The 21,876-nt window shown below is 50.8% G+C and carries 19 protein-coding genes; 8 read left to right on the forward strand and 11 right to left on the reverse strand.

Annotated elements, in window-relative coordinates; translation table 11 throughout:
• Window positions 1–200: 200 nt before the first annotated feature.
• A complete protein-coding gene (locus EAW52_RS22665) occupies window positions 201–1,034 on the forward strand; it encodes a hypothetical protein (RefSeq protein ID WP_122044164.1) in 834 nt (277 codons plus the stop codon).
• Here the strand turns inward: EAW52_RS22665 and EAW52_RS22670 are convergent.
• Window positions 1,025–3,610 (reverse strand): EAL domain-containing protein, encoded by a 2,586-nt coding sequence (locus tag EAW52_RS22670; protein ID WP_122044165.1) that lies wholly within the window; start codon window positions 3,608–3,610, stop codon window positions 1,025–1,027. The two genes, EAW52_RS22665 and EAW52_RS22670, sit on opposite strands and share 10 nt — an antisense overlap.
• Before the next feature lie 217 nt (window positions 3,611–3,827).
• Here EAW52_RS22670 and EAW52_RS22675 point away from each other — a divergent pair, with 217 nt between their 5' ends.
• Window positions 3,828–5,453, forward strand: coding sequence for a methyl-accepting chemotaxis protein (locus tag EAW52_RS22675; RefSeq protein WP_122044166.1), 1,626 nt, complete (start codon window positions 3,828–3,830; stop codon window positions 5,451–5,453).
• 142 nt (window positions 5,454–5,595) lie between these two features.
• A complete protein-coding gene (locus tag EAW52_RS22680) occupies window positions 5,596–7,137 on the forward strand; it encodes a sensor domain-containing diguanylate cyclase (RefSeq protein WP_122044167.1) in 1,542 nt (513 codons plus the stop codon).
• A gap of 263 nt (window positions 7,138–7,400) precedes the next feature.
• Here the strand turns inward: EAW52_RS22680 and EAW52_RS22685 are convergent, their stop codons facing one another.
• The 4 genes from EAW52_RS22685 to EAW52_RS22705 form a co-directional block, all read right to left on the reverse strand.
• A complete protein-coding gene (locus tag EAW52_RS22685) occupies window positions 7,401–7,601 on the reverse strand; it encodes a hypothetical protein (RefSeq protein ID WP_122044168.1) in 201 nt (66 codons plus the stop codon).
• Window positions 7,602–7,784: 183 nt separating this feature from the next.
• Window positions 7,785–9,104 (reverse strand): nucleotide disphospho-sugar-binding domain-containing protein, encoded by a 1,320-nt coding sequence (locus EAW52_RS22690; RefSeq protein ID WP_122044169.1) that lies wholly within the window; start codon window positions 9,102–9,104, stop codon window positions 7,785–7,787.
• Window positions 9,105–10,239: 1,135 nt separating this feature from the next.
• Window positions 10,240–10,440 (reverse strand): hypothetical protein, encoded by a 201-nt coding sequence (locus EAW52_RS22700; RefSeq protein WP_122044171.1) that lies wholly within the window; start codon window positions 10,438–10,440, stop codon window positions 10,240–10,242.
• A gap of 376 nt (window positions 10,441–10,816) precedes the next feature.
• Window positions 10,817–11,221: a RidA family protein gene (locus tag EAW52_RS22705; RefSeq protein ID WP_122044172.1), complete on the reverse strand. Its 405-nt coding sequence runs from the start codon at window positions 11,219–11,221 to the stop codon at window positions 10,817–10,819.
• A 140-nt stretch (window positions 11,222–11,361) separates the two neighbouring features.
• On the opposite strand from EAW52_RS22705, the gene EAW52_RS22710 reads away from it, so the two are divergent.
• Window positions 11,362–12,306: a LysR family transcriptional regulator gene (locus EAW52_RS22710; RefSeq protein WP_122044173.1), complete on the forward strand. Its 945-nt coding sequence runs from the start codon at window positions 11,362–11,364 to the stop codon at window positions 12,304–12,306.
• Window positions 12,307–12,905: 599 nt separating this feature from the next.
• The gene (locus EAW52_RS22715; protein WP_122044174.1) at window positions 12,906–13,262 is read left to right on the forward strand and encodes a DUF1090 domain-containing protein; all 357 of its coding nucleotides are present in this window, start codon (window positions 12,906–12,908) and stop codon (window positions 13,260–13,262) included.
• 646 nt (window positions 13,263–13,908) lie between these two features.
• Here the strand turns inward: EAW52_RS22715 and EAW52_RS22725 are convergent.
• A complete protein-coding gene (locus EAW52_RS22725) occupies window positions 13,909–14,913 on the reverse strand; it encodes an NAD(P)-dependent oxidoreductase (protein WP_122044175.1) in 1,005 nt (334 codons plus the stop codon).
• A gap of 110 nt (window positions 14,914–15,023) precedes the next feature.
• Here EAW52_RS22725 and EAW52_RS22730 point away from each other — a divergent pair, with 110 nt between their 5' ends.
• Both EAW52_RS22730 and EAW52_RS22735 read left to right on the forward strand, forming a co-directional pair.
• Window positions 15,024–15,638, forward strand: a complete 615-nt coding sequence (locus tag EAW52_RS22730) for a TetR/AcrR family transcriptional regulator (RefSeq protein ID WP_256680660.1) — start codon at window positions 15,024–15,026, stop codon at window positions 15,636–15,638.
• A 243-nt stretch (window positions 15,639–15,881) separates the two neighbouring features.
• The gene (locus tag EAW52_RS22735) at window positions 15,882–17,327 is read left to right on the forward strand and encodes a J domain-containing protein (RefSeq protein ID WP_122044176.1); all 1,446 of its coding nucleotides are present in this window, start codon (window positions 15,882–15,884) and stop codon (window positions 17,325–17,327) included.
• 218 nt (window positions 17,328–17,545) lie between these two features.
• Here EAW52_RS22735 and EAW52_RS22740 read toward each other — a convergent pair whose 3' ends face one another.
• The 3 genes from EAW52_RS22740 to vapB all read right to left on the reverse strand — a co-directional run bounded on the left by EAW52_RS22740 (window position 17,546) and on the right by vapB (window position 19,380).
• Entirely contained in the window at window positions 17,546–18,580 is a 1,035-nt protein-coding gene (locus EAW52_RS22740) for a GlxA family transcriptional regulator (RefSeq protein WP_122044177.1), read from the reverse strand.
• A gap of 159 nt (window positions 18,581–18,739) precedes the next feature.
• Window positions 18,740–19,150, reverse strand: coding sequence for a tRNA(fMet)-specific endonuclease VapC (gene vapC, locus EAW52_RS22745; RefSeq protein ID WP_122044178.1), 411 nt, complete (start codon window positions 19,148–19,150; stop codon window positions 18,740–18,742).
• On the reverse strand, window positions 19,150–19,380 hold the full coding sequence (gene vapB / locus EAW52_RS22750) for a type II toxin-antitoxin system VapB family antitoxin (protein ID WP_122044179.1): 231 nt from the start codon (window positions 19,378–19,380) through the stop codon (window positions 19,150–19,152). Before vapB ends, vapC begins: the two co-directional genes overlap by 1 nt.
• A 490-nt stretch (window positions 19,381–19,870) precedes the next feature.
• On the opposite strand from vapB, the gene EAW52_RS22755 reads away from it, so the two are divergent.
• The gene (locus EAW52_RS22755; protein ID WP_122044180.1) at window positions 19,871–20,443 is read left to right on the forward strand and encodes a cupin domain-containing protein; all 573 of its coding nucleotides are present in this window, start codon (window positions 19,871–19,873) and stop codon (window positions 20,441–20,443) included.
• 127 nt (window positions 20,444–20,570) lie between these two features.
• Here the strand turns inward: EAW52_RS22755 and EAW52_RS22760 are convergent, their stop codons facing one another.
• On the reverse strand, window positions 20,571–21,044 hold the full coding sequence (locus tag EAW52_RS22760) for a hypothetical protein (RefSeq protein ID WP_122044181.1): 474 nt from the start codon (window positions 21,042–21,044) through the stop codon (window positions 20,571–20,573).
• 2 nt (window positions 21,045–21,046) lie between these two features.
• The gene (locus tag EAW52_RS22765; RefSeq protein ID WP_122044182.1) at window positions 21,047–21,829 is read right to left on the reverse strand and encodes a hypothetical protein; all 783 of its coding nucleotides are present in this window, start codon (window positions 21,827–21,829) and stop codon (window positions 21,047–21,049) included.
• Window positions 21,830–21,876 lie beyond the last annotated feature (47 nt).

Raw genomic sequence — 21,876 nt, forward strand, 5'->3', positions numbered from 1 at the left:
GCGCTCCTGAGTTGATTTCACTCCATCATAGCTGACATCGTAATGCGCAGGAGAGCACCGTCTGGCGAAAAGCGCTGTAAATCAAGGTGTTAAATATAGTCCTGCCTTTTTCTGGCTACGCCATCCCCTACTTGGGATGAGCACAGAGTTGCGCTACGATTAACCTTACGATTTTTATTCTTTACGTAAAGCGAGTAGCCATGAGCCGTAACGGTATAGACAAGGAGAAGGTGGCCACTGCCATCCGGCAGCTAAAGGAAGAGGGCCGGTCTGCCTCTGTACCTGAAATCCGGGCGCTGACAGGAGGCTCGTTTACAACTATTCAACGCTATAAAAAAGAAATCGAAGCTGACGAGCAAAGCCTTTCAGGACCGAGCGGACGGATCAGAGCGGACATGTTGGCACTGATCGAACAACTCGAACGCAAGTTGCTGGAGAGGGCCCAGCTGGAAATAGACGAGGCCGAGCAAACGCTCGCGGTTCAGGCGAAGTCGATAAATGAAAAGCTCAAACTTGCCGATGAGCGTGCGAACGCCCAGCAAGAGCGTATCAGGGACCTGGAAGCCAGACTAGCGAAGGCCGAAGCGCTCGCAGCAGATTACGCAAACCGATACAACGCAGCCAATAACGAGCTGGCCAGGCAGGCGGTAGACCTGACTCATAGCCAGCGTGAGTCGGCTGCCCGTGCCCAGCGTATCAAAACGCTAAGCGCTGAACTCAAGACGGCACGGGATGCATTGGAAGGTTATCAGGAGGTGATGCAGCGCCAGCGGTTACAAGATCAGGTGCAGTCGGATTCCGCCGTCAGTGACTTGCGCAACCAGCATCAAGCGGTTCTGGCCGAGAATGCCTCTTTGCGGGAGCAGAACATCCAACTGATTCGGGATAATGAGCGACTCCAGGCCTTGCATACCACACAGGCCCGGCATCTGGATGACCTGGCCCGTCAACTCGATCTGGAGCGCGCCACCGGCAAGGACCTGATCAGGCAGATCGCCCGTCTGGAGGCGCGATTGGAATCGCATCAGCTTTGAGATTTGCCCTCCGGGGTAAGCTGCTCATTCAACTGCTCAACCAGGCGTTCCACAGGAACCGGTCTGCCCAACAGAAACCCCTGCGCCTGATCACAGCTCAGGATACCTAGTGCATTAAGCTGCTCGGCTGTTTCGACACCTTCTGCGGTCACGGACATTGAGAGCGCCTTGCCCAGTGCAACAATGGCCTTGATGATGGCCTGATTGCTATGGCCACCCTCGCTCAAGCTCATGATGAAGCTGCGGTCAATCTTGATGCCGTCGAATGGATACTGGCTCAAGTAACTGAGCGAGGAATAGCCTGTACCAAAGTCATCCATGGAAAGCTTCACACCCAGCGCCTTGAGTTCATGCATCAGGGCCAAAGCGCTCTCAGCATTATCCAACATCACGCTTTCGGTAATTTCCAGCTCAAGCCGTGCGGGCTCAAGTTGCGTTTCTTCCAGTACCTGGCGGATACGCTCTACCAGATCATTGCGTTGGAACTCGATACAGGACAGATTAACCGACACGAAAATGGGGCCTTTCCATTCGAGCGCCTCGCGACATGCCTTGCGCAGAACCCAGTCGCTCAGTGGAACTACAAGCCCGCTCTGCTCCGCAACCGGTATGAATACAGCAGGACTCAGCAAACCGCGGGTAGGGTGGTTCCAGCGTACCAGTGCCTCTGCGCCAATGATTTTTCCGTTCTGGATACTAAAGCGCGGCTGGAAGACAAGTTGTAACTCATCGCGCTGCAGTGCGGCCCGCAGGTCTTCCTCAATCTGCTGGCGTTGAAGCAGCCGCTCGTTCATCGCGCTGTCGTACAACCGCCACGTATTACGGCCTGCCCCCTTGGCTTCGTAAAGTGCAATGTCGGCAAACCGAAGCAGCTCGTTCTTAATAACCCCATGTGCAGGCGCCTGCACGATACCAATGCTGGCGCTGACATGAACCTCAAGTCCGTCAATCGTGATCGGAGTAGAAAGACAGGCCAGCAGACACTCTGCCAATACAGAAGTGTTTGGCTGCATTTGCCCAGTAAGAACAAGAACGAACTCATCGCCGCCCTGCCGGGCAATAAATACGCTGCTGTCCATACATCGCTTGAATCGGTTGGCCACTTCGATAAGGACCTTGTCACCAAACTCATGCCCCTGAGTATCGTTGACGTGCTTGAAGTCATCCAGGTCCAGATAAAAAACGGTTAAAGGACTCTCTGGTGTCGGTCCGTTTCCCAAGTGCTCCTTGAGATACCGATACATGTATGTCCGGTTGGGGAGCTGCGTCAGCGGATCATACTTGGACAGATGCTCGTAATGGGCCTGAGCTTCCATTTCGTCGGTGATGTCACTAAGGGTCCCGCGATATCCGGATAAGACGCCCTCCGTCCAAACAGACCGAAGATAAAGATGCCCCACACGTTTATGTCCTTCGCGGTCCATGTAAAAGCATTCCAGGGCTTTTGGGGTACCTGCTGATTCCTGATCTTGTTGGGCGCTTGCCTGGAAGTCCGTTTCGCTGAAATCAATAAGCTCCTGTAGCGGCTTCCCCAGCCACTCGTGAACACTAAAGCCGGTGCTGACTGCGAACCGGTCAGAAAGATAGGTCAGCTCACGTCGGGCATTCGTCTCCCAGATCCAGTTTGAAGAAGCCTCGGCAACATCCCGAAAACGAGCCTCGCTATGCTCCAGGGCTTCGTGGCTGCTGTCGATCAATGCAGCCGCGCGCAGCGACCGGCGCTTGAGTTTGATTAAAACCAGATACAGGGCAAAGGCCGTAAGTACCAGCAGAGGCAGCATTACGCTTAGCAGTACACCGCCAGGACGCTCTGCCTGCCAGCTGAGCAGAAAAGGAACACCGTAGTCCTCGCTTATGATAAGGCTGGCGCTATCCTTTTCTGCCGGCCCGGCTTTTAGATTGACAATGCCAGAGGCCGTACCTATCGACGCCAGCTTCTGCTGATCCAGCCGTTCAACAAAGAGCAGGATGGGAAGCTGGTCTCGCCTGGGTAGATACGCCACCTGAATGGGTTGAACCAAAGCTGCCGAAACAATCGCCGGTACGCCATCTACCTGATAAAAACCCTGAGCATACGTAAGCGGAGGCTCGCTCCGGAGTCGGTCCAGCATTGCAGGCAAGTCGCCTTCGATCCACTGGAGTGTATCCTTGGGGTCGACCGTATCCTTTAAAAAGGCATAACGGGTATTTTGCGAGCCGTCGACAACCAGGACGGCGTCCAACCCATACTGCGACAGCAGCGAGCCAGCCAGCTTATCTTCTTCACGCGCCCATTTCGTATCGACGGCAGGATAGAGATGGGTGAAATTCTCCTCCCAGCGGGCATAGTCCATGAGTGTCGCCACCGTGGATTTCTTGCGGGTATCGATAGCATTGCGCAAGGCCTGCTCACCACTGGTAACGGCCTTATTATCCAATGACCAGGCGATATAGCTCGTGACGGCGCCCGCCAGGGCGAACAGGCTCAACATCAGAACGGTAAACATCAGCACAGAGCGATGGGTGAGCTCCGTGTGGCTTTGTGAACGAAACGGCTCGTCCTTTTTCATGGCTGGCGGGGGCGGAGAAATAGGCATGGTCAGGGAGGCGATTCGATAATCTGTTATCAGGTTGTTTTATATCGGCTTCCGTCCTCGCCGCTGTAGCAAATAATCCTATTGAGGCGATGTGAGGCACAACCGGGCGGATCAACAGACCATCAGGCAACTTTTCACTCAAGAATTCCGTTTTGGTGCCGTTCCAATACGCATCACTTTGCATGTCCTTTCTGGTCCACTTATCAAGGTTATGTTTATGAGCCTGCGCTCCCTGAAAATTGCATACCGAAGCCTGTTTTGCTTTGGCGTTATCGCGGTCATCCTGACCGGGCTAGGGGTGTTCAGCCTGGCACAGATGTCTCATATCCAGGATCAGTCTCGGAAAGTGGAACTGAACTCACTGCCCAGTATTGTTGAAAGTGACAACCTGGCCCTGCAAATGGCACGCATTCGTATAGAGGCGTTGCGCCTAATCGCGTTGCCAGATGCTGAAACACTTCGGAAGACTCAGCAAAAAATTAAGGATCTAGGGCAGTTGGTTGACGCTGGCTTTAAGCGCTATGAGCCTTTGGTTAGCACGCCGGAAGAGGGCACGGCGCTACAGCAATTGCAGGCTATCTACCGTGACTACATGACCAATACGGATCAGCTCGTAGCATTAATGGTCAGCGGCCGGATCGATGATGCCCGTAAGCAGGTCACGGGTGGCATGGCCAGCCTTGGCTTGAGCATGAACGAGCAGACCGAGAAATTGCGTACCCTGAACCAGCAGGCAGCCAAAGCCTTTGGCGAAGATGCACAAGCGGTGTACAGCAGCTCCGTATCCATCACCCTGACGGTTATCGGCTGCGCCTTGGGCCTTACGATTCTGCTGGCCTGGCGTCTGACCTTGAGTCTGTCCAAGCCTATTCGCGAAGCTGTGCAGGCCGCGGAGGCCATCGCGTCGGGTGACCTGACTCACCGGCTGGAAACAACCGGTACAGATGAGGCCGCTCAGCTGCTCAAGGCTATGGGAAAAATGCAGGGCAATCTGCGCGATACGCTTGAGCAGATCAACCGGTCAGCTGAACAGCTGGCTGCTGCGACTGAAGAAATGAGCGCAGTCATGAGCGAAAGTACGCAGGGACTGCAACAGCAGAACAGTGAAATTGAGATGGCAGCCACTGCAGTCACCGAGATGAGCCAGGCTGTTGAAGAAGTAGCGGGTAACGCGACGTCGACGTCAGTCGCCTCCAAGGCAGCAGCCGAAACCGCGCGCCAAGGGCAGCGTCAGCTTAACGATACCCTCAGCGCCATTGGTGTCCTAACGGATAACGTTCTGAGCGCTTCTGAGCAGGCACGTCAGCTGGCCGAACAGACACGCGACATTAGCCAGGTGCTGGATGTCATCCGATCAGTAGCGGAGCAGACCAACCTACTGGCGCTGAACGCTGCAATCGAGGCGGCCAGGGCAGGGGACGCCGGTCGCGGGTTTGCTGTTGTAGCAGACGAGGTGCGCTCACTGGCTCACCGGACCAGCGATTCTACCCGAGAAATCGAGGCCATGATTGGCAGCATTCAGCAGGGGACTACTCATACCGTAGACGCCTTGCTGACCAGTGCAGATCAGGCCAGGCAAACCCAGGAGCAGGCTGAGGCGGCAAGCCATGCACTAGGCACAATCAACGATGCGGTCAACGGTATCGATGAGCGTAACCTGGTCATTGCCAGCGCTGCTGAAGAGCAGGCACAGGTAGCCCGAGAAGTGGATCGTAATCTGGTTCGTATTCGTGATCTGTCTATCCAGACGTCTGCAGGTGCAGAACAGACCCATACAGCCAGCCAGGAGCTTTCTCGCCTCGCTGGAGACCTAAGCGGCATGGTTCGCCGGTTCAGAGTGTGACCGACTGGCAGGATGATGCTGATTAACAGACATCGTTCTGCCCTACGTTTCGGCTAGGTAACGCAACGGAATGTGATAAATGCGTCCTTTATGGAAGGGCGTTTGTAAGCCCTCGTTGCAGTCCATGCCCTAAGGTAGGTTTATGTCTCATCCCGATTCAATGGTTTCGAAGAAACTCAAACGCCTACCTCTGGAAACGTTAACGATGGCCTTTCTGGGCTTGGTGTTTGTGTCCTTGGTAGGGTTTGATTTCTGGCAAAGCTGGCATGCGCGAGACGTTCAACTGCAGCAGTCCGAGAGCACAACGCTCAACCTGACTCGCGCGTTGGCCCAACATGCTGAGGACTCGTTCCAAGAAGTGGATGTAGCGCTCATGAGCCTTCAGCACTTGCTGGAGCAGGGTGATGAGATATCGTTTAAACCAGAAGCGCTGCATACGCTGCTTGAAAAATATGCGGGCTCCCTAGAGCAGGTCGAGGGCCTTTTTGTTTTTGACGAGCAGGGCAATTGGAGGGCAACCTCTTTAGGTGAAACGCCATGGAAAGGCCAGAACTCAGACCGAAGTTACTTTAGGTTTCACAATCAGAACACAACTGAAGACCCCTTCATTAGCCGTGCCATTCATTCCCGCTCTACAGGTAACTGGATTATTCCGATATCCCGGCGTATTACAGACAAACAAGGGCGTTTTGCGGGCGTAGTGCTGGCTACCGTCAGGATGGAGTATTTCCTTGATTTCTATAGGCACATCGAGCTAGCGCCTTCAGGCGCCATTGTGCTGGCCATGCCGGACGGCACGATTCTAAGTCGACGCCCTTTCAAAGACGAGTATCTGGTAGGTAAACACCTCGCCCAGAGCTACGTTATTACCACAGCATTGGCTCAGGCGCCTTCCGGCATCGTGACTATCAAAGCGGTAATTGATGGGGTGGAGCGCCTGTATGGCTATCAGCTGATAGATCAATATTCCTTGTTGGTAATGGTGGCGATCAGCAAGAAAGAGCTCTTGTCGGACTGGACCGGTGATACGCAACGCTCAGCCATCATTGTCGCCAGCCTCATTATCGTGATGTCGCTGTTCGGCTTGGTGTTGATGCGTCAGATCAAGCATGCCAATACGGTCAAGGCTGAACTGATCGAGGCGCACCGTGCACTGGAACGGCAGGCTCTGTCTGACGGACTGACTGAATTGGCCAATCGTCGCTATTTCGATATGGCATTGCAGCAGGAACTCAAGCGGGCAGAACGCTCGGGGCAACCGCTAAGCCTGATCATGCTGGATATCGACTTTTTCAAGGGCTACAACGACCATTACGGACATCCTGCAGGCGACTATTGCCTGAAACAGGTCGCACAGGCGCTAAAGCATAGTCTGCCAAGATCGGGTGATTTTGCGGCAAGGTATGGTGGTGAGGAAATGGCGGCCATCTTGCCAGCCTGCGACAGCCAAGGCGCCCGGATAGTCGCTAAGCGTATCCAGGACCAGATACGTAAGCTAAGGCTTGAGCATCACAACAGTCCATTCGGCGTAGTCACTGTCAGCAGTGGCATTCATACATATATGCCCGGCGAGGACGGCGTCCTGACTGGACAAACATTGATTGAGTGTGCAGACAGTGCTTTATATGAAGCCAAACGTAATGGGCGAAACCGGATGGTGGTGACTGAGAGTAGTCATACGTGATTAGCAGAGGAGACGTGAGAGGGGTTCCCGGACATGGGCTCTATACGCAGGTCCGGGACTAATAGTAATTCTAATACTCTATTTAACATAAGATATATTATGCGAATATAAGGATGAGTCTCATAGGAGCATGATCGACACATTTCCCCAGCGTTTCATTTCCGATTAAAGCACTAATCGGAAATTCATGGCCTGCAGTACAAACTATTCAGGTCTTACTCTTACGATCAATTTCCGCTTCATAAAGATGGATGACAAACGTTTTACGATGAGTCTGATGGTGTCTCGCTAATGACTCGACAGCCTTTACGCAGGCGAATCTCTTCATCAGAAGGTCTAATCGAGACAAACCTGAACTCAAGATTGTCATAGATTTCAAGATAGCCCCAATCAAGACTCAATTCATCTTGTCCTTGTTCAGGTGGTTTTGCCCACCAAGGTTCACGACTGATCAACTTCGCCATGGTCTCTACCTGATATCTCTGTACATTAAACATTAGCGAAACGGTTTTTTGATAATGTCTGCGTTACAGATTAGCTGGTTGAGCCTCGTACAACCGCAGAAATAAGGTTGGTAACGCTCCCTGTTAGTGCTCTGACCACCTTATCTCTTTCGATAAGCTTTTAGGTTTAAAGATCTCGATCAGTCATGGGCTTGAAAGTGATAACTCAGACTGGAAAAAAGAATCAACCGCCTGTTTAAGTGCCAAGGCCGGATCGAGTTCCCTATACTGTTGACTCAATGTCATCGCGGCCCTTTTGAATCGCGCCTCCCTCAAAACCGTTGCAACGGCATCTGATAAATCCTGTGTGGCGGGACGATCTGTTTTGAGGTTGATACCTGCACCTGCCCACGCTACCCGCGCTGCAACTTCTGCTTTGTCTTCCGAAGTGCCTGCAATCACAAGCGGAACGCCATGTCGCAATGCCTGTTGTACGCCACCGTACCCGCCGTTGGTAACCATGACATCGACGTACGGAAGCATTTGCTCATAAGGCAAATAGTCAGCCATGTAAGCATTTTGGGTAACAAATGGCTTGGTGTGCTCCCCTGCTTTACCGGCTGTAGCAATTACCAGCGCGTTACTAGCTGCAAGAGCATCAATCGTTGGATATACCAAGTCCTCTAGGTTACGAGCTACGGTGCCTTGAGTGACAAAAATAACAGGCCGACCCTTTGCTTTCGCTGCATCGACTTCACCCCACCAAGCTGGCAAAGAATAGGCTTGTACTTGGCTTGGCGCAGTACCTATCAATTTTACAGAGGGAGGAAGACAGGCTCCGGCATATTCCAATCCTGGAACAGTCATCTGCAGAAACGCGTCTGGAAGTAGCGTGGTGGCATCCATAAAGGAATAAGGCATAGGCCTTGTACCGAATGTGCCCAGGGCGGCATCAAGGGCTGCTTTTGAGCCCCGCATCTCCCTGCCAAAATCACGACTTAACTGTACATAACGTTGTCTTTCGTGTTCGGTAGCAGCAGGAGGAAGTCCTTTACCAAAGGGTGCCAGATGGTCTGCACTAAGCATTAGAGGTGTTATCCCGAGTGAGATCAAGCCGGCAGGTCGTGCGCCAGAGGATCGCAGCTGGAATGGCCATCCTCCTGCAAACATATGATTGGTTATGAGCACAGCAGGCTCATCGCTTTCGCCTAGTACAGCTTGAACTGTCTTGGTCTGGTCGACCAATGGCTGGATAAATAGGACGCGGAAATCGAAGTCAAGCAGCTGAGGACCAGGCCGCAGCTTTTTACGGTCAGGAAAGGTTTGGTTGACATCCCGCGCATCATAATCCGCTGTACCTTGTAACGTAACATGCCGGATACCTTCCTGCTCAACACGTTCTTTTGACGCAGATCCCGTGATGAAAGTGATGTCATAACCCTCCTCTTTCAGGCACGGCAATAATGACAAAACGGGAAGTACATGACCTACCTGTGGCGTGGTTGCAACGATAATGCGAGGCATCAAATAACCTTAATCAACGGTGTATGAGTCAAGGTTTACCGATCATCCATGACATTCTTACTAAGAATAGGTAAAGATATTCTGTATCTGGAAAGGATAGGTATGACGGAATGCTCACCAACACGTGGCGCCACGGAAATTCATGTTATGGGCTACGGTTAAATCTGCATTCAACGCTGTTACTGAATTGCTTGGTAATGATGCTTAGAAAACGCAACGCGTACAGTGATTACTCGACAAGACCACCCTCTTCTTCAATTAGCCTTAAACCCAGCCGTTGAGTCACAGAGCCGACCAGGTGGTCGCGCTGCCTGACATCAATTAATCCAAATAGCTGGCCTTGTTGCCATTACCTGTATGACTTAGCACGGCGATGCTACTGTGTTCGTAACTTTCCAATTGTTGAACAACGGCCTCATTCCCAAGTCCCGTCTGAGTCAACGTTGCGCTGTGCGAATAGTCATAGGGGAGACTTTTTCGATCCGAGCGATAGTCAGGTCTCCACACTGATCAATGTCAATCGAGCCGCCACCGCCCTGGCTTATATCTACGATATTGTTATTTCCAAGGTTAGTGCTTTCTGCCGAGCTATATATACCGGACTGGTCTACCCGAGGTATATTCGCATCTATAGCCAAACAAATCGCTTTCACCATATTGAGTTATCTCAGTCTGGTTATTATTACCTTGTGTATTGCCACTCCACCACCCTACTGCGCCACTCTGATTAGCCAACAACAATTTTTGTCGCCATTTTGTGTTACATCAACGCGACCACTCAGCCAACTGCCTTGCTGAATAGCAAGCTGAATCCCGTTATCCTGTTGAAAGTATTTAAGACTCACTTGATACTCGCCACGCTGGTCGATCCTGACCACATTACCGTTACCAGCGGTAGTACCTATCAACTCCCCGCCGCTATAGGCTATTTGCGATATAAATAGCTCTTTCCTGTACGACAGACAGTTCGCCTTCGTTTGAGGTCTAAATGAGGCGTAGCTGTAATTGCCCGTTTGGTCAACGCCTGCCGAGCCTAACAAGCTGAGCAGGACATACTTCTATCGCCCTTTTGGTTGATCGCTCCATATGCTTCGTTACCTCCCTGTACCTCAATGGAGTTATGGTTTCTTGCTGCCTACCCAAAAATTATTTGAATAACGCGATTTTCTAAAGGCAATTTTGGTCTGATAGCCGCTTGACTAATAACGCGTTGTTTCAGGTTGTCTATCATCGCAGTGTTACCGTCCTGTATTAAATCAGCCGTGTTGCTGTCTGCAAGACAAGAAATACTGAATGAGAGCAGAGCAACCATGAAACGAGGTTTGATAGTAGACATAAAGAGCTCCTGACTTTGCTATAACGCAGTAGATAGCGTGTGAGCAAACAGGTCAGGGCCAAAAGACATTAGCCGGGGCACTCTCTCTGCATAACAGGGTGTGAGCCTGTAACGACAAGATAGTAAAGCGTGTTTTGCTTACAATAACCATAAAGCGAGCCTTATGGTTGGCCGATTCTAAAGCAACGTAAATCAGGGCTATCACTCAACTGATCTTAAATTAAGCCTAACGCTATGTTGCAGGCCGTTAAGGCACAGCCTTCCCCATTTGTTTAATGATAAAACAGCTTTTTGACAAGCTCGGCAATATGTAGGCTAAGCTGCAGTAGAAAGTCAGCTCAATTGCCGAGCTTGCAGTAATTTTTCGCTACACAGTTTAGCTAGCAATAGCCTCTGGAAGTTTGGCGATGACCTTTATCTCAAATTGAAAGCCGTAGAGCCATGTAACGCCAATGCCGGTTAACGTCGGATAAGGTGCTTCTCCCCAGTATTCGGGCAGTACTTTCCAGATCGTATCGAAGTGTGTTTCGGGATCAACGATGAAAACCATTACGTCAATGACATCTTTGAACGAGCAGCCTGCTGCAGCCAGAATAGCGTTCAGATTTTCAAAAGCAAGCCGCACCTGGGCGTCTAGGTCCGGCTCGGTTGAGCCATCCTCACGACTACCAACCTGTCCTGAAACAAACAAGAAACCGTTGGAGCGAATCGCGGGTGAGTACCGATTACGCTCATATAATGCCTGACGCCCAGCTGGAAAAACGACGTTGCGTGTGCTCATGGTTACTCTCCTGTGGCCGGATCGACCCGTTATGCCGATGTAGAGAGACTTTAGGGAACGCTTACCTGTTGAATAAACTAGCAAGCGCAGTCATCACTATTTGTAAAATCCAAATAATCTCCGAGACAGCAGGAACAGCGATGGATCGTTTTGATGCAATGCAGGCCTTTGCTCGCGTCGTGGAGGCGGGCAGCTTTACTAAAGCAGCCGAAACACTTCATATGAGCAAGACAAGTGTTACCCAACTGGTGCAGCAGCTGGAAGCCCGGTTACGCGTCAAGCTGCTCAACCGGACCACACGCCGTGTCAATGTGACGGCCGATGGGGCCGCTTATTATGAGCGTGTAGTAAGACTGCTGGCAGATATGGATGATGCCGAAACGAGCTTATCCAGCGCCTCCTTGGCTCCTAGGGGCAGGCTACGGGTTGATGTTCCCAGCCCTTTTGCACGTCTGGTTTTGATTCCTTCACTTCCAGCGTTTTACGAAAAGTACCCCGATATCCAACTTGATATGGGTGTCAGCGATCGTATGGTTGACCTTATTAGCGACAACGTGGATTGTGTTGTGCGTGGTGGCGAGATTACTGATCAGTCGTTGGTCGCTCGTCATATAGGCGATTTACGACTTAGAGTATACGCAGCGCCGAGCTATCTGAGACGCGCGGGGATGCCGCTACACCCTAGGGAATTGGAGGGCACTGACCATCGTATCGTAGGCTTTCTCTGGGCACGCACCGGCAAGGTCTTTCCCTATGCCATGCATTCCGGTAACGAGAGCGTCAATGTCATGGGTCGTTATGCGCTTGCCGTTGATGATGGTAACGCCTACCTGGCAGCTGGGCTGGCAGGGCTAGGCCTTCTCTGGCTACCCGATTATATGGCTAGAGACTATCTGATTCGAGGCGAGCTGGTTCCGGTGTTTGAGGACTGGCGCCTCGATCCAATGCCAATGTACGTGGCGTTCCCCCCAAATCGGCATGTTAGCGCCAAGCTACGTGTGTTTATCGAATGGATCGTCGAACTGATGACTCCCAACGAAGCTGCATCGGACAAGGGAACAGGCGCTACGAACCCTGCCAGTTGACATAAGATTCACCCACCTGAACCGTGTTTACCAGCAGTACCTTCTCTTTTCCTTCAAGGTCCAGCCGGTTTCCCTACTCATGGCTCTGCTGTCGACCGGCATACACCTACATGACACAAAGCCCCGCACGGAAAACTGATCCAGGCCGGGTAATTTAGCATCTTGATTATTGTGGGCAGGCGCTGCGTGTTGAGTCGCTCGCTTAAGGTTCTCACACTAGCCTGCTGGATGTCGGCGAGGCACCGCCTAGCCATGGGCTATCATCAGGACATGAGGAAAACGGACAGGCTATGCGCACTTGCGGATACTGCCATAGAAACGATCACCTCTGACTGACTAGGCTGCACCTCTCGTCCGCTAATAGCAGACTGCAAAGGCATAGACCGCCTAGACGGTTATACCGCGTCTTCTATCATCTAAAACGATACTCCATCCTGTGCTGCTTTTGCTGGCAAGTTCAAAAAGCCACTTAGCTGTACCGCTATGGCACGCTGTTACCCAACTCTTTTGGATGCCATGATGACCACACAGTAATGTGCCCGTGGTGCCATTTTCCTTTGCTAACCTTACTGCGAAAATTCACCGGAAGGAGTACACGAATGAGATATGCAATGGTTTTTTTATCTTTACTACTGACTTCTGGTCTGGCGCAGGCACAAGACTGCTCTCAAAAAGAATTTGAGATCCAACGTCAACTTGAGAATGCCAGAGAACACCGTAACTCCGGTCGTATTCGTGGATTGGAAGCCGCACTCAAATCAGTACAGGAGAACTGTACCAACTCAGATCTGCGCACCAAGCGGCAGCATGCTATCGATGATGCTCGTAACGAGGTTGCCGAGCGTAAAGCGGATCTTCAGGAGGCGATAGATAGCGGTTCGGCCGAGAAAATCAAGATACGCCAACATAAACTGGCGGAGGCCCAAGAAGAACTACGTGATGCATTAAGAGAGTGATGCTTTAAATGCTAAATGGCGGCGGGTGCCAACACTATAAATGAACATCAGGGCTAATGTGCACAGCGATCATGTCTTGCGCTACGGCCTCGTCTAACCTGACACCAGGGTCAAATCGATCCGCGGCAATATCAACGAACCCATTATCGGAACCTTGATGATGGGATACTGGGGCAAAAGACTGGCAGCCCGTTAAAACATGTTTTTATAGCTTCAGCATTCAGCATCTCAAACCTGTTCCGTTGAGTCTAAAAGTTTGCCGCCGCAGGGCTAAAATTAAAAGCTGAAAGCGGCCTATTAGCCTATTGCTGTTAACCATGTTAAGCGGGAGCTTCCAGCAAGCCTCGGCAAGTCTACTGATGCTGTAATCGTGCATGGGCAATCACCGAACTGACACGAATGAGCTTTTTCTATTGAGGGTACCTCCAAGTTAAAATTGCCAGTGTATGACCGAGTCAAATGCCTAAACAGAAAATGGCGACTCGGCCATAAACGATGAAATCATCTGCTTGCCCCGACGCGAGTGCTCATGAAGCCATTCTTTATAAAACATCACGAATCGTTTCACTCAAGGCATCCACGTATTAGAAACAAGCCCGTATCGAAGCCGTCGGGACAACCTTTGGGCGTTGACCTGGTATTCTCATTACACCTGAAGTTTACGTAGCTCACCCCCCTCCTGCTTTAGGCGCTTCAAATACGTGTCGGAGTTCAGTAACTGGTAAGGGAAGTAAAGACCCGGTGAGGTGGGCGGTTGACCGTCCAGCCCGAGCAGCCTTTCAAGGACCATTGCTACGCTAAGGCCTGTTAGCGGTGCCGCGCTTTTTGGATGGATGACGGCATGACGTGTGTGCAGTGGTTCGCCCTTTAGATCCTCGCCTTCAAGCTCAATGATGATCTCGGTCGACATAGGTTTACCCTGACGTCGGGTTGAGCTAACCCCGATGCCCATATTGAACTGGATATTGGCTGCGCCTGTTGCAGCCCCTAGGCCAACGACGTCAATGGATGAAAACCCGGACGCTTCGATTTCAGTACCATCAATTGCACGAAAGCTGACCTTGGCATCCTCTCCTTCCCGCCAAACATATACACCGTCACGCCGCGTCAGTGCGGCTGGCAGCATTCTGTTCAGGCGGTCAAAGTCGCTTGCAACAGTCGGGCCTCCGGTATCCTGTTCATCGACCAGCGCATTGATGCGTATGTCGTGTACCCGGCTAAACGCCCTGGCAATGCTCAGTGTGGATACCGTTGTAGCGCCCGCCATCCATTCGTACCCGAGGACAATGGGTGCAGCATTAGGCATGTGCATATAGGTTGCGATTTCCGGCGCGATCTCGAAAATGCCAGATGAAATACTGAGATGAGGCACCCCGTGCTTTTGGGCGTAGCGTAGCCCGGCAATAGCATGATCCATGTAGAAGACTACGACACCGCTGACGGTGCGATCCCCAAGGCCCAGGTCGTCGGCACCAGCGTCAATGACCACGCCTTGCGCTCCACCAATCTGTTCTGCGGCCTGCTGGGCCTTGGCAGCATCGCGGCCGCCAATCAGCAGTGGTACATCAGGATAGGCTGCGCGCAGCGCTCGAGCAGTTTGATGACCAATTGCACCAGAACCGCCCATTAACAGGATAGGATTAAGTGACATTACATGATCTCCTAATTCCAGGCTTCAACCTACTATTGGTAGGTAAACTATCACGGCTATCACCTATCTGAACCTACCATTGGTAGGTTTTTTAATTCGGGAATGATCAAGTGCAAAAAGAAACCGTGCCCTCCGCTATACGTTCCTCTACACGCCGGCTTCCAAAAGCCGAGCGGCGTAGACAACTGCTGGATACCGCATTGCTGATCGTGCGGGAGGAAGGAGCAGACCGGTTGACCTTGGGGTATCTCTCCGTCCGCGCAGGCGTCTCCAAACCGGTGGTCTATGATCATTTCGATACCCGCTCGAGCCTATTGATCGAGCTCTACAGATGCATTGATATCGAGCGGGTTAACGCTTTCCGTGACGCAATGTCCTTAACCCCGCGGAGCCTCGAAGAAACTGCCCAACTCCTGGCAAACGCCTACATTCAGTGCGCAGGAGACACAACCGACGAATTCTATGCAATAGGCGCAGCTCTGGCAGGCAGCGAAGAGAAAGCAGCAGTCTTTCAGGAGCTGTTGGATAACTGCGTGCAAATGTTCATAGCCGTGCTCAAACCTCACGCAGCTTTTTCGTCTGGCGAATTGGAGCGATGCTGTACGGGCCTTGTTGGCGCGGGAGAAGCACTCTCAGGCGCATTAGTACGAGGGCGCTATAGCAAGGATGAGGTGATTAACGCGTTCGCCTCCTTGATCCGGAACGCTTTGCCGGGCACTAATTGAGGCTGAAACATGAATGCGGCAGAACCGTGTTCTTATGCTTTCACAAGATATAGGCCAGCCGGTTGGATTTTCCAGCCAACCCTTTAACTCCTGCTCCAACATTTATGGATAGCAATAGAGAATATGTCCACGGCTGGGCGATATTCGCAGGGGTAAAGTCACCTCAAAAATTATCGTCGCGTATATTGGAACAAAGCCTGCTCCTGAGCCACTCAGTCGGGTATCCGCTCTAGGAGGCGCCCGATGATCCATATATCCAATGCATCGTTAACATCACTGCAGGTCGAGCTGGGCAAAGCTGACAAGCCTTCGGTGCATCTGGATCTTCATGTCGCAGAAAACATCGCTATGGGCGCCAAGATGCATTTCCCTGGCTCATGGTTGGATCAGCAGCGAGCATCGCTTGGACCACTCCAACGAAACATGTTTGATGTTGCCCTGAAAGTGTTAAGTGGGGACGAAAAGCCCAGAGCTGTTCAAGCTAATGGTATGGGCCGAGAAATTCTTTTGGACCGCCCTGCCTATGGGGCTACCACCATTAGTATTGGGTTCGAAAAGCCGATGTCTGAGGTATTAGGCTTTCTCGGTATGAGTGATGGTAAGGGCAAAGCATTACTCTCTTTAGGTACAAAGCTGGCAAATGCACTGTCACCCAGCACCAAGCAAGCTAGTAACGGCAGCCTGATGGCAAAGGCGCGCAGTGCCTTACCAGGTAATATTGGTTTAAGTAGCGTAATCCGAAATATCACGGGACAGTTCGTCTCCGCAATCAATAACCCAGCAGCTCAATTATCTGGTAATGCGGAAGCTCCGCCGCCGCTTCCTCCGCGTACTGGCCGCCAGAACGGTAATCCTAATAGTACCTATGGACCGCCCCCTCTTCCTCAAAGGCCACGGGCAAACAGTTTTCCACGTACAGCCCGTGAGGCACAGGCTGGCTTTAGTACAGAATCCAAGCCATCTACCGGACGAACACCGAAAGAAACCCCACCGCCGCTTCCACCTCGTCCAGGTCAGGGTCCCAAGATCAACCCGGAACAAGCACCTGGGGAAGCGCCTTTCTTCGGGCATGCATCGGCCAGCAGCTTTTCGCATGCAAATTATGAAAACTACGAAATGGACCCTAATGAGGCGCAAGCGGCTGAGAACAAGGCAAGCCAGGAGGCACCCAAGCCCCATCTGAAGTCACGTTTGAGCCAAGTGGCGTTGGATGCGAAGCTCAACGGTCAGCGTCTACCGGATGAAAGCGCAAATGCGAAGTCACCCAGGCCTGAACGCTCTGAACCCAATGGCTCTGAATTCAATGGCGAGCGGCCGTCTGCTGGTAGACCACGTGCGAACAGTGCTCCACCACCTCGTCAAACGAGGGAACCCAGGGTCGACAATGATAAACCATCCATGCACTCGCAAGAGGATGAAACAACTACCAACGGCGCAGCCAACGTGGCCGAGGACACCAAAGCTAAGCCTGCGGTCAAACCGCTTTATGCACGCTTAGGATTGTTTACCGCGTCGCCAACAGAAAGAGAAATTCGCAAAGCTTATCGAAGGCTTGCTTTAGAAAAGCATCCTGACCATAACAAAAGTCCCGAGGCAACGGCTGAGTTTCGAGAGCTCCAAGAAACCTATGAAATTTTGCAAGATCCTGAAAAGCGGCGCGCATATGATCTGGACCCTGATCAATCATAGAAGCCTTCCCACGCAAGCTTTGGATCCTGGAACAGGATCATACTGGGCCATAAGTCACTCTATATGGCTGAGCGGATTTGAAGAGCGTTTATTCGGTTGGATCGTTCTCGACTTATGTCGCTGGGATAGGTTTTGGTTCTCATTCATAGGCTATGCATGTTCTTCGAAAGATCGTGAACAGGCTCTTAGAGTTTCCTATCCCATTGAGCTGCTAAAAACTACATGACTCGCTGCTTACCCTTAACGCAGCCATAACGCGTTTCCCTGGATGGTCCATATCCATAGAACGACTTGTAGCACTTACTGAAGTGGCTCGGAGAGACAAATCCGCAGGCTATGGCGACATCAAGCAGAGAAAGGTCAGAATGCTGAATCAGCCTACGGCTTTCCGTAATCCGCAGCTCCAGGTAATAGCGAACCGGAGAGGTTCCCAGTTGCAGTTGGAAGAGTCGCTCGATCTGCCGTTTGGAGCAGCCTACACACTGGGATATTTGCTCCTGGCTCAGTGGCTCCTCAATGTTTGCGCTCATGAGATTGATAGCCTCGCGCAGAGGCTCGCTCATCTTCTCATGCATGGTGGGACGTACCCGACGGTAACGCGACTCCTCAAAGGCCAGTATATCTACGATGGCATCCGACAGCTGATGTCCATGACGCCTACCAATCCAGCCAAGCACCATATTAAGCGCACCTGCAGGACTTGCCGCGGTTAGCCGATCACGATCAACAATAAAGCTCTCGCTGGTCACCTGGCTGTTTTTCGCCAGTTCAGCAACGGTAACTCGGTGCTCGGGATGGACAGCACACTTGTATCCATCAAGTAGACCTGCCTGAGCGAGGAACCACGCACCATTCCACAGGCCTGCTACAGCGTCCCCCTTCTCTGCAGCAACCTTGAGCGCGCGGCTGAGCGCGGGGATCGGGTACAGGACGGTACGCAGCCCTCCACACACGACGAGCAGATCCAAACTATTGCATTGCCCTGAAGAAAGCGCCGCATCAGGACAGATCGCAAGCCCAAGATCACTCATGACCGGCTCGCCATCAAAACTAAGGGTTACGGTGGAAAAGGTATCTGCCAGGATCAGGTTTCCCGTCACAAGTGTATCGAGCGCCTGGGTAAAGGCAGGAAGGGAAAAGTGCTCAAGGAGTACAAAGCCGACGCGAGAGGTTGAGGAGGATTGGCTTGTGCTACCCATATAACGAAGGTTTCGTCCCTGCATGGCTTCGCTGAACGCTCTTTTTTTCACCATGGTATGCCTCGTTTTACGTTGTTGTTATGACATCCAGGCAAGTAAAAGACCTGAGCACGACGATATCTGGACAAACTACAGATTTGTTTCGGCAGTATGAACGATCCTGAAATTTAAGCGCTCCAAGTGCACAACTAAAGTACTCGCTTTGCCTCTCGTTTATTCGGGTGAGGCAACCCAATCCTCAACTCTCAAGCCAGGTACGCGGTCGAACTCTCGACGGTTATTGGTAACGACAATCAGTCCCTGGGAGCGTGCATGCCCGGCAATCATTTGGTCATAGGGACCAATCTGCTTACCCAGGCGGGCAAGCTCAGCACGAAGTTGTCCAGTGTGGGCAGCAGCCTCCTGATCATACTTGAGCACCTCCAGGCGAGCCGCAAAGCCTTCTACGTCCGCCAGATTGCGCTCAGTGTTAGAAGACTTCTCCGCTCCATAGATCAACTCCATTAGCGTTACAGTGCTGATGCACATTTGACCGTGGTGCCGTTTGAAGGCTTCTCGAACCTCCTGGGGCCTGTTCTTGATAGTAAATATGCAAATATTGGTGTCGAGCATGAACTTGAGCATCAGAACGTTTCGCGCTCCTGATCTGCCGGCTGCTCACGCTCCGCCATGAAGTCTGCAGTAACCCCCTCACAATCGAACCAGCTATCCCAGGACTCCCCTGCGGGAGTGATAAGTCGAGCCCGACCAAGGGCAACAATATCGACGCGCTTTACGTCATCTGGTAGGGCAACAGCCTTAGGTAGCCTTACGGCCTGACTGCGATTGCTCTGAAAAACTGCGCCTTGTTCCACGGCACACCTCGCGGGATATATTGAATGTATATCCCATAATAGAACTATAAGTGGATATGTCAATGGGATATACGTAAGAACTTGTACAACATAACTTTTCAGACAAACCCTACCAAGGAGTGGATCACAAGGTGTGGCTCATTCTCGATGGTAGGCTGGTTAGCCGTTCTTTCGACCAGAGCACTATTTCACTCTGACTCAACGAGTAAGAATGAAATTCATAGGAAAAGGCAGTGACGTGGAGATGCTTTGCGTAAGACAGTCTTTTCAAGCGTGATATTTTTGAATATGAACACTAGACAACAAATATTCATATGAATCTTAGTTCATTATCCTATTAGTTAGACAAAGAAATTTTCAAATGATCATTTCCTGGCTAGCCTAGGATTCAAATATAACTACCAAAATAATATTCTTGAATCTGTAAGAAATACTATTATCGTAACAATCACATTACAGAATCGAAGAGAATTTTTGGAGGAATATTGTTATGTCCTTTCTGCCTATCCATCGTATCGTCACGGGCCACGATGCCAACGGCAGGTCCACAGTTTGCAGCGAAGGGGCATTACCTTCGGTCGTTGAAATGGAAGCTATCCCGGGCTTTGTCTTTCACGAAGTTTGGGAAACTACAGGTTCGCCTGTAGAGATAAACAATGCCGCTGATCCAACAACCGGCCCTGTGATGCATAACCCACCGCCAAATGGGACTCGTATTCGCTTCGTTGATCTTCCCCCAGATGAGACCTATTTTGATCAGCATGAAGCGCGTATTGCAGAGCTGTTTGAGCAAGTCAACTACGTCGACGGGCTGACTGTTAAACATGACTCACCGCATTCAATGATGCACCGAAGTGAGGCAATTGATTACTGTGTCGTGATCGAAGGAGAGATCTATATCGTACTCGACGATGCAGAAGTCCTGCTTAAGCCTGGAAGTGTGGTGGTGCAACGCGGTACCAACCACGCATGGTCAACCCGCTCCAATAGCAACTGCCGTTTATTGTTCGTCCAGCTTGATGGGCGTTACGCCCCTGATATTGCAGATAGATTATCTAAGTGAGATTTTAAAGTAAACTCACTATCATGTTGCCCATATAAGCTGAATGACTCAGCTTGTATGGCAGCTAGGAGGCCTAACTTTTAAGTGTCTAAAGCTTATCCAAGTAAAAAGGCTTTAAATAATAGCTCTACCATTTGCAGCTGCTTGTCAGTACTGTCTTAGATGGTTTTATTTCTCCATTTTTAACCGGAGCTCTGCTTAACAGAGGCTCGGCTCGAATATCCTCAATCAATCTATTAGCCTTAGAAACTAGGCGATCAAACAAAACAATAATTTCAGCAGAGTTTAACTGAACAAACCTTTCACGACTCCACAGTATTAAGGTGCTCTGAGAGCCTATTACTGATACAGATATAGGCGGAGCAATAGGATCAATATTGTTTGCTCCTAATAGTATTTTAGCCAATGTACCCAGGCTATCCGAAGGTAAAACACCAAGACTAGCAACCAACAGCAGTTCCTGATCATTTAAAGGTGTAATTTGCAGCTGTAAACTTTTAAAGTCAATAAGGATGGCCTGATCATCATTAGTCATAGGGGTTTGTATGCTAAGATAGCTTAACAATGGTGCGATAACATTATTAAATTGCTGGTTACTCACGATCAGCTATCCTCTTCAACATTGTGCAGGATTCCTGGATTAATATCATACGCACCATCAGAAAGATGATGCTGCACTAGAAATGCTCCATGCGCTTGGCGTTCGTAATCATGAGAACTTACCTTATTTTCGAATATGTCAGATGAATCATCTCTATTTTGATATCTAACACCTAAATTATTGATCCCATGCAGTTTATTTCTGAGTCCGATATCCGGTCGATGCCTCAATACTTCCTCATAGGAAGGCGTGTCTTTGATCCTATTAATCTGCGCTACACGTTCCTTGCTCAACTTAGCAACCTCCGCCATGCCCTCAAGCTCTAGTTTGATTTTCATCCCCGGATAGTGAACGTCTAAAACGCTTGTAGATGACGGCTGAAAACTCGCATTATTTAGCAAATGGGCTTTCGCGAATGAAGGCCATGCGTCAACCACTACAGCGTCAGCTGACTCACGTATATCGCCTATCACATTAAATTGATGATCCGGCTCATTAGCAGCAGCATAAGTAAAGATAGGACGATGTAGATCCATATTTGAAAGATAGGCAATAATTAATGCTGAATATTCGGAGCATGTCCCAGCCTGAGCTGCCAAAGCGGATTTCGCGAGTCCATTATCATCTCCGCGAAAATCTGTATCACGGATGTGTCTAGCCGAAATCGATCGTTGGTAGCTTTCCCCTGAGGTCAGCATAAAGTCATTCTTTAAATTGCCAGCACCGTAGCTGAGGTTTTCTTTTACGGTGTCTATCACGCTTTGTGCTGTATGCAATTCAGTCATTAAGCGAGCTGAAACGATAGCCGTCTCTCCTCTGTGATTACCTGGTA

The organism is Pseudomonas sp. LTJR-52, from assembly GCF_003691465.1.
Taxonomy (GTDB): Bacteria; Pseudomonadota; Gammaproteobacteria; order Pseudomonadales; family Pseudomonadaceae; genus Chryseomonas; species Chryseomonas luteola.